We start from the raw sequence: 12,557 nt of genomic DNA, 5'->3' as shown, positions 1-12,557 counted from the left end.
TGGCCTTCTTCTGCGCCAGGGCGCTCTCGGCCTTCTGTGCCGGGGCGCTCTCGGCCTTCTGTGCCGGGGCGCTCTCGGCCTTCTGTGCCGGGGCGCTGTCGGCCGCGGGCAGGGGCATCGCGCGGGCGATCGTCAGCCGCTCGGTCTCGCCCTGCTGGCGGATGCGCTCGCGCCTCGTTTCGCCGATCTGCTTCGCGATCTCCCGCACGGCGAGCCACGCCCCGCCGCCGGCGAACAACGCGGTGGCGAGCTGGGCGATGAGCTCGGTGGCGGTCACGCTCCGGATGGTCGCACAGGGCCAGCAGCGCGGGTCCACGACGAATAGTGGCGAGGGTCTGCCACGCTTCGACGAGATAGTGCCTACCGGCTGAGCATTTGCCCAGCTCACGCCCTTGCCTGGCGCCGTGCCCGTCGCTTCGGTCGTCGAGAGGCAAGGGGGCGTGGTTCGTCGATGCGGCTCACCGGCAGGTCATGCCACCTGCGCGCAGGCCGTCGTTCCCGGTCTTCGGTGCGTCGGCCTGTTCCTCCTCGCCGTTGGTCGGTGCCATGGAGGCAACATCACCGGGAAAGATGGCCGGGCCGCGGGGGAGAGGGTGAGCGCCCGGGCCGCTGTAGTGGAGTGCAGAGCGGGCGCGTGCGGCGGTACCGCCGGGTCACCCGGTTGGGCATCGAGGGGCGATCGTGGGCCGGCGGTCTTAGGCTCGGCCTATGGACTATCAAGTATCGGTCAAATGCGAACAAATCGCCGAATGGTACGTGCGGGTCAAGGGGCTCGCGGACGCTCATCACGGGCATGCGACGGGTGACCATCTCAAGGCCATCGCGGACGAGATGTACGCGATGGTGCCCGAGGAGTGGTGGGTCAGCCAGCCGCAGCCGCTGGACAACCGGGTGCGCAACTAGAGGACGAAGGCATCCGTCCAGAGCTGGCGGGAGCGGCCGCCCAGGGCCTCCATCAGGCCGACCGCCTGCTGGTCGGTGAGGCCGGCGACGAAGTCGATGACCGCGCGGCCGCGGGCGCGGCGCAGGCGGCCGGGGGTGTCGCCGGGGAGCTCGGCGTCGGCGAGCTCGACCAGGTCCTGCAGGCGGCGGGGGATGCGCTGCTCCTCGTCGGGGTCCTCCAGCCAGGCGGTCAGCGCCTCGACCAGCGACGCCAGCAGGCGGCCCTGGCCGCGCTGGTGCAGGGCCAGGTCGGGGCGGGCCAGGACGAACCTGTTCTGCACGAACTTGAGGATCTGCACCTCGTGCCACTGGGCCGTGGCGAGCTGCACGTGGCCGGAGCGGACCGCCGGGTCGGCGATCGTCTCGCACGACTCGACCAGGCGCCGGGTCCAGGTGGCCGAGAACGCCGCGACCCGGGCCTCCGCCTCGAGCGAGCCGTCGAACGGGCGGGCCAGCAGGCCGTCGACCAGCTCGGCGCGGACCAGCTCGACGGCGGCCGCGAACGCCTCGTCGTCGGCCATCCAGGCGTCCTTGCGGTGCAGCTGGCGGCGCAGCGACTCGATCGCTCCGCCGGACCGGGTGAGGTCGGTGTCGGGGCCCCAGCGCTGCCAGGCCATCAGCTCGGTGGCGACCGCGCCCTGCTGGAGGACGCCGACGCGGTGCACGTCCTCGAGGTCGTGGATCGCGTACGCGATGTCGTCGGCGGTGTCCATCACCGAGGCCTCGACCGTCTGCTGCCAGTCGGCGACCCGGCCCGCGAACGGGGCGCGGGCGGCGAGCATGTCGTTCGCCTCGGTCGAATAGGCGCCGAATTTCAGGGAGCCGCCGGACGGGTCGTCGGCGGGCGGCGCCGCTCCGCGGGGCGGCGGGTCCATCAGGCGCGCCCGGCCCCGGCGCGTCCACGGGTATTTGAGGATGGCCGCCCGTACGGCATTGGTGAGATTGAGCCCGATGGTCGCCTGCCCGCGGATCTCGGTGCTGGTGACTATGCGGTACGACTGGGCGTTGCCCTCGAAGCCGTCGTCGAGCCCCAGGCGGTGGCGGGCCAGCCGGTCGAGCACCCGTTCGCCCAGATGCCCGAAGGGCGGGTGACCCAGGTCGTGGGCCAGCGCCGCCGCCTCGACCACGTCGGGGTCGCAGCCGCCGAGCTTGTCGGCGAGCGAGGCGTCGACCCGGTCGGCGATCGCCCGGGCCACCTGGGCGACCTTGAGGCTGTGCGTCATGCGGTTGTGCACCAGCAGGCCGGCGCCGCCAGGGCTGATCACCTGGGTGACGCCGGCCAGCCGGGCGAAGAACGGCGAGCTGACGATCCGGTCGCGGTCCACCCGGAACGGGCTCGACGCGAGGTCACCGGGGGCGACGAGACTGTCGCCGAAGAGGCGCTGGGCCCGGGGATCGTCCATCCCGGCAAGATTACCGGGCCTGCAGCGCGTCCAGTGCGACGGACATCGCGGCCACCAGGCGGCGGTCCACCCGGGGGTCGTGGATGGTCACCACGTACTTGTCCCGCAGGCCCCACTTCTTGACGACCGAGAAGACCGGGCGGTCCGCGATGACGAACTCGAAGTGGTACGGGAGCCAGGACAGGCTGTCGACGAAGCGGCGCAGCACGGCGACCCACGCGTTCGTCTCGCGGCCGATCATCTCGCCGAAGCCGGGCTGCTCCAGGTGCCACGTGGAGCGGATCAGCGACTCCTTGAAGTTCTTGCGGAACAGGCCGATCGGCGCGCCGCCCGCGTCCACCACGTCGTAGGTGGCGCCCAGGTCGATGACCTGGCGGGCCTTGAAGCCGAGCACCGGGACGGTCTTGGTGTCGTCGGTGTAGAGGGTGACCTGCTCCTTGAACGCCATGCGCTTCTGCTGGGCGAAGGCGAGCATGCCGGCCTCGCGGCCGTCGGGGGAGACGGCGTGGATCTCGTATTGGTTGACCATCAGCCGGACGCGCTGACGGACGATAAGCTGCTGCTGGGTCTGAAGGGTGTCGACAGTCACGGCCGGAAAGTGTCTCATACACCGCGGATGCTGTGGGCAACCTGAGCACCTCGGTGGCGGACGCCGTGATCCGGCGGTCAGACTGGGGCAATGGCGAAACGAGGACGTACGGGTTCATTGATCGCGCTGGCTCTCGGCGCGGCGGCGGTCTGGGTGGCGAAGGACATTCCCCGCCAGATGGGCGCCAAGGCCAAGGGCGAGCGACTGGCCCGCATGCAGGCCTCCCCGCAGTACGCCGACGGCAAGTTCCGCAACACCCTGCCGGCGACCATGCTGGCCTTCTCCTCGATGCCCCGGCTGCTCGCCGCGACCCTGCGGGACCGCGACGGCCGCCGCCCCCACCAGCCCATCCCGCTGGTCACCCCGGCGCCGGGCGCCACCGCCGACGGCCTGCACGTCACGTGGTACGGCCACTCCTCGGCGCTGGTCGAGATCGAGGGCAAGCGGGTGCTGCTCGACCCGGTGTGGAGCGAGCGCTGCTCCCCGTCCCGTCTCTCCGGGCCCAAGCGGCTGCACGAGCCGCCGGTGGCCCTGCGCGACCTGCCGCCGCTCGACGCGGTGCTCATCTCGCACGACCACTACGACCACCTCGACATGGAGACGATCCACAACCTGGTCGACCTCCAGGCGGCGCCGTTCCTGGTGCCGCTGGGCGTCGGCGCCCACCTGGAGCGCTGGGGCGTGCCGGCCACCCGCATCGTCGAGATGGACTGGAACGACACGCACAAGGTCGCCGGGCTCGAGTTCGTCGCCACGGCAGCCCGGCACTTCTCGGGCCGGGGCCTCGGCCGCGACGAGACGCTCTGGACCAGCTGGGTGATCAAGGGCCCGGAGCGCAAGGTCTTCTACTCGGGCGACACCGGCTACTTCCCGGGCTTCGCCGAGATCGGCGAGGAGCACGGCCCGTTCGACGTCACGCTGATCCAGGTCGGCGCGTACGGCGACGCGTGGCCGGACATCCACATGGTGCCCGAGGACGGCGTCGCCACCCACGTCGACGTCCGCGGCGGCCTGATGATCCCGGTGCACTGGGCGACGTTCAACCTGGCTCTGCACGAGTGGCCGGAGCCCGCCGACCGCACGTGGGCCGAGGCGAAGGCCCGCGACGTGCGCCTGGCCGTGCCGCGCCCGGGCGAGCGCGTCGACGTCGACAACCCGCCGGCGGTGGACGGCTGGTGGCAGCAGATCGCGTAGCGGTCGCGCTGCTGGTCCTCGGCAACGGGGTGACCCCGGCGGGGCTCACCCCGGGCAGCCTGGCCCGGGTGCGGGCGGCGATCGACTACGTCGCGGCCGGCGCCCGCCCCCGGCGCGTGATCTTCAGCGGTGGCTGGGCACAGGCCCGGGAGGGTGCGCCGGAGCCGCCGCCGGACTGCCGTGAGGCCGCGCTCATGGTGGCGGCCGCCCGCGACGCCGGCCTCGACCGGGTGGCCGAGCTGAGCGCCGAGTGCCGCTCGCGCAGCACGCTGGAGAACCTGCTGCACGTCGCGGCGGACGGGCTGCTCGACGGGCTCGGCCTCGGACCGGCGCGGCCGCTCGGGGTGGTCACTCACGCCTGGCACCTGCCGCGGGTGCGGTTCCTGGCCGGCAAGGTCCTCGGGCTGCGCGGCCGGTCGCTGCTCGGCATCCCGGCCGCCGGCTCGTCGCCCCTCTACGAGTACGGGGTGCGCGCCGCGTCACGGATCGGCTTCCTCGGCGTACGGGACCCGGAAGCCCTGCTGCGGCGGGAACGACAGATGGTGGCGTTGCTGCGGCGTGGGGTATAGCACCCGGCATGGTGCTGCTCCTGCCGGTCTATCAGCCTTCGTCGCATCTGCCCCTGCTGGTGTCGCGGGTCGACTGCCCCGTCGTGGTGGTCGACGACGGCAGCACGCCGCCGGTCGGCGGGCTGCCCTGCACGGTGCTGCGGCACGCGCAGAACCTCGGCAAGGGCGCCGCCCTGCGCACCGGCCTGCGGCACATCGCCGGGACGTATCCGGGTGAGGACGTCGTGTGCGCGGACGCGGACGGGCAGCACGACGTCGCGGACATCATGGCGGTGGCCGATCGGGTCCGCGAGACCGGCCACACGGTGCTGGGCGTGCGGCGGGTGCGGCACATGCCGTGGCGCAGCCAGGTCGGCAACGCGCTGACCCGGCTGCTGTTCCGGGCCACCACGGGCCGGTCGGTGCGCGACACCCAGACCGGCCTGCGCGGCTACCCGGCCGAGCTGATCCCGTGGCTGCTCACCATCCCCGGCGACCGTTTCGAGTACGAGATGAACGCGCTGATGGCCGCGGCGCGCGAGGGCCACCCGTACACGCAGGTGGAGATCGCCACGACGTACCTGGACGGCAACGCCTCCTCCCACTTCGGCGCGGTCGGCGACGCGCTGCGGGTCTACCGCTCGCTGCTGCGCTTCTAGCTGGTGGCGGCGGTGTAGGCGGCGAGGAACAGGGTGCCGAGGACGAGGAAGAGACCGATCATCAGCCGGGCGGTGCGTGCGCCTTCATGACGGACGGGTCGAGTGGCGCGCCTGGACTTCTGGCGGAACGACATGGCGTACCCCCTGGAGTTGCCGGACGTGAAAGGCCAGTGTGCGGGCACCGGATGCGGATGAACCAGGGGATATGCGGGTGAAAACCGCCTAGCCGGGCATCAAGCTTGTGTCGGGTATTTGTCTCTTCATGGTGAAGGGGACGAGCGTGACGGCCAGGTAGACGGCGCCCGCGAGGATCAGGGTGGCGCGTAATCCCACCTGATCGGCGGCCAGGCCGCCCAGCAGGCCGCCGAGCGGCACCCCGGCGAAGCCGATCGCGGTGGCCACGCCGAGGACGCGCCCGCGCAGGGATGCGGGGACGCGCTCGTAGCCCACGGCCATCAGGATCGGGTTGACCGCCGCGACGGCGAGGCCGGCGCCGAAGGCCACCGTGAGCACCGGCCACAGGTCGCCGGTGGCGGCGAGGGCGAACATCCGCGGCGATCCGGCGATCAGGAAGCAGACCGCGAAGGTGGGCACGCGGGGCAGCCGGGTCGCCACGGCCGCGTAGAGGAAGGACCCGAGCACGGCGCCGAGGCCGAAGACCCCGCCCAGCAGGCCGAGGGCGGCCGGTCCGGCGCCGGTCCCGGCGATCCAGAGCGGGACGAAGACCGTGCTGTACGCCTGATCGACCAGGTTGGTGAAGAACAGGACGCCCACGATGGTCGCGAAGAGCGTGTCCCGGCGCAGGAACGCGAACCCGGCGCCGAGGTCGGCCAGGTAGCTGCCCTGTTCGCGCGCGGCACCTTCGGGCCGCGTGCCGCTCGCCTCGGTTCGTGTGCCGGTGGCGATGACTGCCGCTGGGATGGCCTCGGTTCGTGTGCCGGTGGCGATGACTGCCGCTGGGATGGCCTCGGTTCGTGTGCCGGTGGCGACGACCGCCGCGCAGATGGCGAAGGACAGCGCGTCGATCGCGAGGACGGCGATCGGGCCCAGGGCCGCGACCAGGACGCCGCCGAGTGGCAGCCCGGCCAGGATGGCCGCCCGGCCGATGCCGTCGAAGAGGGCGGTCGCCCGCGCCATCGGCGTGTCCCCGGCGACCTGCGGGAGCAGGGCCCGCTTGGCCGTGTTCGTGGCGCCGCCGAAGGCTCCCGCCACCGCGACGACCGCCACCAGCGAGCCGAACGACAGCAGGCCGCCCGCGTGCAGCAGCGGGACGAGCCCGACGACGACCGCGCCGGCCGCGTCCGCGCCGATCGCCACCCGGCGGGCGCCGAGCCGGTCGACCAGCGGGCCGCCGAGCATCCCCGCCAGCACGAACGGCAGCGCCTGCGCGAGCGCGACCAGCCCCACGCGGGTCGCCGACCCGGTCGTGGTCAGCACCAGCCACGGCACCGCGACGCTGGAGATGTGGCTGCCGGCCAGCGACACCGACTCGGCGGCCAGCAGGCTCGCCAGCGGCCGGCGTATCACTGCTCGTCCCCGGCCAGCGGGAGCAGCTGCCACTGGACGGCGACCCGCCCCGAAGCGCCGGGCGTCTCGACGGCGAACTCCTGGACCAGCGCCTTGAGCCGGGCGCTGAGCTCGGCGGCCCGCTCGGGGTCGAGCCGCAGGATGTCGGTGCTGAGCAAGAGCGTGTCCTGCCACTCCCGCGGCACGGCCGGCAGGTTGGCGATGGCCGCCTCGGTGCGCTGGAAGTTGGCGTGGGCCACCGCCCGCAGGTAGCCCTCGGCCACCTCCCAGCTCTCGCGGCTCTGGTCCGGGCTCAGCACCGTGCGCGCGTGGGCGGCTCGCCACCAGCGCTCCCGGCCGCCGCCGGCGCGGTCCGCGTCCTCGACCACGAAGCCGTAGGCCGCGAGCTGCCGAAGGTGATAGCTGGTCGCGCCGCTGGACTGGCCGAGCTGCTCCGCCAGCCGGGTGGCCGTGGAGGGGCCGCGCTCCCGCGTGGCGGCATTGATGGCCGTGGCGGCGGGTGCCTTCGTTACTTGTTCTCCCAGTTGGCGTGGTTCATCTTGCTGGGCTGCACGCGAGGGGGCTCGCCGGGCATCTTCGGGTGGTCGGGTGGGTAGGGGAGGTCGCCCAGGCCGTCCTTCTCGTCGCGGGCCGACCACTCCAGCAGCGGGGTGATGTCGTGGGCCACGTCGTCGATGGCGGCGTGCGGGTCGCCGAGCTCGGCGAGGCGCTTGGGCACGGTGCGCAGGTCGAAGTCGTCGGGCTCGACGTCGGGCAGCTCGTCCCAGGTGACGGGGGTGGAGGCGGTGGCGCGGGCGTTGGCGCGCAGGGAGTAGGCGCAGGCGATCGTGCGGTCGCGGGCCATCTGGTTGTAGTCGATGAAGACGCGCTCGCCGCGCTCCTCCTTCCACCAGGCCGTCGTGATGGCGTCGGGGCGGCGGCGCTCCACCTCGCGGGCCAGCGCGATCGCGGCGCGGCGCACCTGCACGAAGTCCCAGCGGGGGGCTATGCGGACGTACACGTGGACGCCGCGGCCGCCGGAGGTCTTGGGGAAGCCGGCCCAGCCGAGGTCGTCGAGCACCTCGCGGATCACCCCGGCGGCGGTGACCACGTCGCCGAAGTCGGTGCCGGGCTGGGGGTCGAGGTCGATGCGCAGCTCGTCGGGCTGATCGGGGGCGGCGGCTCGCACCGGCCACGGGTGGAACACGACGGTGCCCATCTGAGCCGCCCAGGCCACGTGGGCGAGGTCGGCGGGGCACAGCTCTTCCGCCGTACGCATGCTGGGGAACTTGATCGTCGCCGTCGTGATCCAGTCGGGCACACCGCGTGCCGGGATGCGCTTCTGGAAGAACATCTCGCCCTCGATGCCGTCGGGGAAGCGCTGCAAGGTCGTGGGGCGCTGCCCGAGCGCGCGCATGATGCCGTCGCCGACCGCGACGTAGTACTCGAAGACGTCGCGCTTGGTGTATCCCCTGTGCGGGAACATCACCCTGTCGGGGCTGCTCAGCCGCACCGTGTGGCCGGCGATCTCGTGCTCTTCCGCTGCGGCTTTCGGCATACCCACGACCCTAAGCCCCCGGGGAGGCCGACTGCCATTTTCCCCTCGGAACCTGACGTCCTTCCGCCACAGGCTTGAGGTGATATTGGTTCGTCTCGATGCTGGTGTCCATTGTGCACCGCACTCGATCCAGCCGACGGGGGAATCCGATGGCCCATCGTGTTCGCTTCAAGAGACTTCTCGGTACGGCGGTCGCGGCCGTGCTCGGCCTGACCGTCCTGACGCCCGGCGCCGCGCCCGCGCAGCCGGCGGTGGCCCGGCCGAACGCCGTGCTCGCCTGGAACATCCACGCCCAGACCGCCATCTACGAGGTCGCCCGGCAGTCGCCGACCGCCGGGGTCCGCAGCTTCGCCATGGTGCAGGGCGCCGTCTACGACGCGGTCAACGCGATCGCCGGCACCCCGTACGAGCCGTATCTGGCCGCTCCGCCCGCCCACCGCGGTGACTCCACGCCCGCGGCCGTGGCCGCGGCGGCGTACCAGGTGCTTCTCTCGCTCTTCCCGGCCCAGGCCGAAGCGCTGCGGGCGCAGTACGACGAGGCGCTCGCGGCGATCGCCGACGGCCCGGCGAAGGCGAACGGGATCGCCGTCGGCGAGGCGGCGGCCGCGGCGATGATCGCGGCGCGGCAGAACGACGTCGCCGACCCGGCCGCCACCTGGCCGGTCGGCACCGAGCCCGGCCAGTACCGCCTGACCCCGCCGAACTTCGTCCAGGCCGGCGGCTGGTACCCGTACCTGAAGCCGTTCGTCGTCGACGATCCCGCCGACCACCGCGTGGCCGGGCCGCCGGCCCTGACGAGTGCGGCCTACGCGCGGCAGCTGAACGAGGTCAAGTCCCTCGGCTCGGCGGCCAGCACCACCCGGACGCCGGACCAGACCGAGTCGGCGACCTGGTGGGACGACTACCGCCAGGTGGAGTGGTACATCAAGCGCGGCCTCGCCGCCGACCACCGGCTGAGCCAGCTCGAGACGGCGCGCATGCTGGCGATGGTCGACATCGCCACCGCCGACACGATGATCTCCTGCTACCAGCAGAAGCGGCAGTGGAGCTTCTGGCGGCCGGTGACCGCCATCCCGCTGGCGGACACCGACGGCAACCCGGCGACCGCCGCCGACCCGGCCTGGACGCCGCTGCGCGTGACCGCGCCGTCGCCGGAGTGGCCCTCGGGGCACGCCTGCTACACCTCGGCGATCATGACGGCGCTGGGGAAGTACTTCGGCCGCGACCGCCTGTCGTTCTCCGCGTACAGCGCGGCGTCCGGCACCACGCGGCACTTCGACAGCCTGTCGGCGGCGCGGGCGGAGCTGATCCAGGCGCGGGTCTGGGCCGGCGTGCACTACCGGGGCGCGGCCGTGCAGGGTGACCGGCTCGGCGCCGCGGTCACCCGCGAGGTGCTCGCGGAGGCGTTCCAGCCGCGCCGCTGAGACGCCGAAGGCCGCCCGGTGGACGCCGGGCGGCCTTCGAGTGCTGCGGAGGGTCAGGCGCCGCGGCGGCGCCGGGTGTACCAGACCGAGGCCACGCCGCCGGCGACGAGCAGGCCCCCGATGGCGACCAGGGTGCTCATCGGGGCGCCGGTCACCGGCAGGGCACCGCCGGCGCTGACGCCGCCACCCGGGGCGGTGGTCGCCGGAGCGGCGCCGCTCGGGGCCTCGGCCGGCACGGTGTCGGTGTTGGCGGTCGGCGTGGTGGTGGCCGGGGTGCTCGGGGCGGGCGAGCTGGGCGCCGCGGTGGTCGGGCTCGGGGTGCCGTAGCCGGGCTGGCCGCGGGTCGGGCCCTCGTTGTCGGTGGTGGTGGCCGGAGCCTCGGTGCCGTAGCCGGCGGCGCCGCCCGGGCGGGCCGGGTCGGTCGTGGTGGCGGCCGTCATCGGGCGCGCGGCCTGGTCGGCGGTGGCCGCGGCCGGCGAGCCGGCGAGAGTCAGCGCGGCGGCGACGGTGAGGCCGGCGGTGGGCAGTCCGACGGCGACGATCCGGCGAAGTGAGCTCATGAGGAGTTAATCCGTTCTGTGGCGATGGTTCACGGTCCGAGAGGGGAGCTTAGCGGCAAATGCCCGATTTACCCCTTAACCGCCCCCGGCGGGTCATCATCCCGGAAGACCACCGAAACGGTGACTCCGCCACAGATGGGACAAAGCGAACATTTTGCCCTCGAATTTGGGGTCCGCGGCGAAGAGCTCACCGCTGTACGGGGCCCGGAGCCGCACGCTGTCCCCGGAGTGCAGATAGACCGACACCACCATGCGCGCCCCGCGCCGCTCGGCCCGCACGTCGGCCACCTCGTCCCACGGGGCTACGCCGTCCGCGAAAACGGAGACCGTCCGGATGCCGCCCGCGCTGATCTGCGTACCCGTGCGCGCCCGGGCCGCGAGCCCCACCAGCGCACCGGCGACGGCCGGCCCGACCGCCACGACGGCCCACCCCGCGCCCGGCGGCGACATGGCATCGGCCCAGGTGGCGATCGCGACGGCGAGCAGGACGCCGACGTTCGCGATCGATCCGAGAAAGAGCCCTCGCCCGAGGGCCTGCTGCCAGGTGGGCCGGAACATGGCCGCCGATGCATCGTCCATGCTGGTTCAACGGGGGTGCCGAGAGGCCGGGCCGCACCTCCGGTGCGTCGTACCGTTGAAGCATGGCAACGAACGAGACCACCCTGCCCACCACCGAGGAAGAGTGGCGGGTCCGCCTCTCGCCAGACGAGTTCCGGGTGCTTCGCCAGGCGGGCACCGAGGCGCCCTGGTCCGGCGAGTACGTCGACACCAAGACCGAGGGCGTCTACAACTGCCGCGCCTGTGGCGCCGCGCTCTACCCCAGCACCGACAAGTTCGACTCGCACTGCGGCTGGCCCTCGTTCGACGACGCCATCCCCGGCGCCATCAAGGAGATCGAGGACTACAGCCACGGCATGGTCCGCACGGAGATCCGCTGCGCCCGCTGCGACTCCCACCTGGGCCACGTCTTTCGCGGCGAGCACATGACCGCGAAGAACACCCGGCACTGCGTCAACAGCTTGTCGATCAAGCTCGACCCGGCCAAGGACTGACGCCGCGGGCCAGTGGGTCTCGGCGCGTCAGCGCACCAGGAGGGTGACCAGGCGCTCGAGTTCCTCGGCCGGGTCGGTGGCGAGGCCCATGTGCACGGGGCCGGCGCGCAGGATCGTGCTGCGCGGGGCGACCAGCCAGCGGAAGCGCTCGCCCTGGCTCATGCCCGCGGCGGCGCCGGCGCCCGTGCAGGTGGCCTCCCACGAGGTGAGGGCCTCGCGGATCGCCTTGACGTCGGCGGCCGGGTCGAGGGCGCGCAGGCGCTCGTCGTGCAGGTGGGTGCGGGCCTCGAGGAAGTCGCGGCGCTGGCAGTAGAGCACCACGCCCACGTTGATCAGCTCGCCGCGCTCGACGCGCGGGACGGCCTGGATGACGGCGTACTCGTAGGGGATCCTCATGGCAGCCACGCCTCCGGCTGGGCGGCGCGGGCGGACAGGTGCGATATGTACGCGTCCTTGTCGCCGTCGTCGAGCCACTCGTCGGGCACCAGCGCGACCGCCTCGGCGATCAGCTCGGGCGTGAGCCGGGCGGCGAGCGCCGGGCCCTCGGTGGCCAGCGCCGTCGCGTACGGCTTGAGGACGTGGTCGTCCCACTTGTACGGCCGGTGCACCACCGCGGAGGCGCGCTGCCAATTGTGATGGAAGTAGAGCGTCGCGCCGTGGTCGATCATCCACAGGGCGCCGTGCCAGACCAGCAGGTTGGGGTTGCGCCAGCTGCGGTCGACGTTCTCGACGAAGGCGTCGAAGGTGAGCACCCGCGAGGCGAGCCCGGCCTCGACGTGGTGGGCCACCGGGTCGTAGCCGAGGGCGCCCGGCAGGAAGTCCATGCCCAGGTTGGCGCCGGCGCTGGCCTTGATCAGCTCCTGGACCTCCTCGTCGGGCTCGGCCCGCGCCACGACCGGGTCGAGCTCGACGACCGCGAGGTCGGGCACGGGCAGCCCGAGCCGCCGCGCCAGCTCGCCCGAGATGACCTCGGCGACGAGCGCCTTGGGGCCCTGGCCGGCGCCGCGGAACTTGACCACGTACGTGCCGAGGTCGTCGGCCTCCACGACGCCGGGCAGGGATCCGCCCTCACGCAGCGGTGTGACGTAGCGGATGGCGGTGACCTCACGAAGCACGTGGATC

Annotated in this window: 16 protein-coding genes and 1 pseudogene; 6 read left to right on the top strand and 11 right to left on the bottom strand. The window is 72.9% G+C overall.

The annotated features are described in order from the left end of the window. A partial coding sequence (locus Ade02nite_RS02605; protein WP_203759846.1) for a hypothetical protein occupies positions 1-277 on the bottom strand: 277 nt, incomplete at its 3' end. Positions 278-708: 431 nt separating this feature from the next. On the opposite strand from Ade02nite_RS02605, the gene Ade02nite_RS02600 reads away from it, so the two are divergent. After that, on the top strand, positions 709-903 hold the full coding sequence (locus Ade02nite_RS02600) for a hypothetical protein (RefSeq protein ID WP_203759845.1): 195 nt from the start codon (positions 709-711) through the stop codon (positions 901-903). On the opposite strand, the gene Ade02nite_RS02595 is transcribed toward Ade02nite_RS02600, so the two are convergent. Both Ade02nite_RS02595 and Ade02nite_RS02590 read right to left on the bottom strand, forming a co-directional pair. Then, on the bottom strand, positions 900-2,345 hold the full coding sequence (locus Ade02nite_RS02595; RefSeq protein ID WP_203759844.1) for a deoxyguanosinetriphosphate triphosphohydrolase family protein: 1,446 nt from the start codon (positions 2,343-2,345) through the stop codon (positions 900-902). The two genes, Ade02nite_RS02600 and Ade02nite_RS02595, sit on opposite strands and share 4 nt — an antisense overlap. A 10-nt stretch (positions 2,346-2,355) precedes the next feature. Then, the gene (locus Ade02nite_RS02590) at positions 2,356-2,934 is read right to left on the bottom strand and encodes an LURP-one-related family protein (RefSeq protein ID WP_203759843.1); all 579 of its coding nucleotides are present in this window, start codon (positions 2,932-2,934) and stop codon (positions 2,356-2,358) included. 90 nt (positions 2,935-3,024) lie between these two features. Between Ade02nite_RS02590 and Ade02nite_RS02585 the strand changes: the two genes are divergently transcribed. From Ade02nite_RS02585 to Ade02nite_RS02575, 3 genes are read left to right on the top strand one after another with little or no spacing between them, the layout of a single operon-like run. Further along, on the top strand, positions 3,025-4,128 hold the full coding sequence (locus Ade02nite_RS02585; protein ID WP_203759842.1) for an MBL fold metallo-hydrolase: 1,104 nt from the start codon (positions 3,025-3,027) through the stop codon (positions 4,126-4,128). After that, positions 4,110-4,697: a YdcF family protein gene (locus tag Ade02nite_RS02580; protein ID WP_203759841.1), complete on the top strand. Its 588-nt coding sequence runs from the start codon at positions 4,110-4,112 to the stop codon at positions 4,695-4,697. The genes Ade02nite_RS02585 and Ade02nite_RS02580 overlap by 19 nt, the downstream gene beginning before the upstream one ends. Positions 4,698-4,705: 8 nt before the next feature. Beyond that, the gene (locus tag Ade02nite_RS02575) at positions 4,706-5,335 is read left to right on the top strand and encodes a glycosyltransferase family 2 protein (protein WP_203759840.1); all 630 of its coding nucleotides are present in this window, start codon (positions 4,706-4,708) and stop codon (positions 5,333-5,335) included. On the opposite strand, the gene Ade02nite_RS02570 is transcribed toward Ade02nite_RS02575, so the two are convergent. From Ade02nite_RS02570 to ligD, 4 genes and pseudogenes are all read right to left on the bottom strand, one after another. Then, entirely contained in the window at positions 5,332-5,469 is a 138-nt protein-coding gene (locus Ade02nite_RS02570) for a hypothetical protein (RefSeq protein WP_203759839.1), read from the bottom strand. The two genes, Ade02nite_RS02575 and Ade02nite_RS02570, sit on opposite strands and share 4 nt — an antisense overlap. Before the next feature lie 88 nt (positions 5,470-5,557). After that, positions 5,558-6,862: an MFS transporter gene (locus Ade02nite_RS02565; protein WP_203759838.1), complete on the bottom strand. Its 1,305-nt coding sequence runs from the start codon at positions 6,860-6,862 to the stop codon at positions 5,558-5,560. Between the two features lie 304 nt (positions 6,863-7,166). Next, positions 7,167-7,347 (bottom strand): annotated as a pseudogene (locus tag Ade02nite_RS49000) (helix-turn-helix domain-containing protein); the annotation flags it as partial. Between the two features lie 23 nt (positions 7,348-7,370). Next, positions 7,371-8,405, bottom strand: a complete 1,035-nt coding sequence (gene ligD / locus Ade02nite_RS02555) for a non-homologous end-joining DNA ligase (RefSeq protein ID WP_203759837.1) — start codon at positions 8,403-8,405, stop codon at positions 7,371-7,373. Between the two features lie 143 nt (positions 8,406-8,548). Here ligD and Ade02nite_RS02550 point away from each other — a divergent pair, with 143 nt between their 5' ends. Further along, complete coding sequence (locus tag Ade02nite_RS02550; protein ID WP_203759836.1) at positions 8,549-9,823, top strand: vanadium-dependent haloperoxidase; 1,275 nt, start codon at positions 8,549-8,551, stop codon at positions 9,821-9,823. A 53-nt stretch (positions 9,824-9,876) separates the two neighbouring features. Here the strand turns inward: Ade02nite_RS02550 and Ade02nite_RS02545 are convergent, their stop codons facing one another. Beyond that, on the bottom strand, positions 9,877-10,383 hold the full coding sequence (locus Ade02nite_RS02545; protein ID WP_203759835.1) for an LPXTG cell wall anchor domain-containing protein: 507 nt from the start codon (positions 10,381-10,383) through the stop codon (positions 9,877-9,879). A 96-nt stretch (positions 10,384-10,479) separates the two neighbouring features. Next, positions 10,480-10,962, bottom strand: coding sequence for a PH domain-containing protein (locus tag Ade02nite_RS02540; RefSeq protein ID WP_203759834.1), 483 nt, complete (start codon positions 10,960-10,962; stop codon positions 10,480-10,482). Between the two features lie 62 nt (positions 10,963-11,024). On the opposite strand from Ade02nite_RS02540, the gene msrB reads away from it, so the two are divergent. After that, entirely contained in the window at positions 11,025-11,435 is a 411-nt protein-coding gene (gene msrB, locus Ade02nite_RS02535; protein WP_203759833.1) for a peptide-methionine (R)-S-oxide reductase MsrB, read from the top strand. 27 nt (positions 11,436-11,462) lie between these two features. Here the strand turns inward: msrB and Ade02nite_RS02530 are convergent, their stop codons facing one another. Both Ade02nite_RS02530 and Ade02nite_RS02525 read right to left on the bottom strand, forming a co-directional pair. Continuing rightward, complete coding sequence (locus tag Ade02nite_RS02530) at positions 11,463-11,831, bottom strand: DUF3037 domain-containing protein (RefSeq protein ID WP_203759832.1); 369 nt, start codon at positions 11,829-11,831, stop codon at positions 11,463-11,465. After that, a complete protein-coding gene (locus tag Ade02nite_RS02525; protein WP_203759831.1) occupies positions 11,828-12,550 on the bottom strand; it encodes a HipA family kinase in 723 nt (240 codons plus the stop codon). The genes Ade02nite_RS02530 and Ade02nite_RS02525 overlap by 4 nt, the downstream gene beginning before the upstream one ends. Positions 12,551-12,557 lie beyond the last annotated feature (7 nt).

Origin of the sequence: Paractinoplanes deccanensis, assembly GCF_016862115.1 — a bacterium.
Lineage (GTDB): Bacteria > Actinomycetota > Actinomycetes > Mycobacteriales > Micromonosporaceae > Actinoplanes > Actinoplanes deccanensis.
Note: the sequence above shows the minus strand (reverse complement) of the source record. Positions and strands in the feature narration are given on the sequence as shown.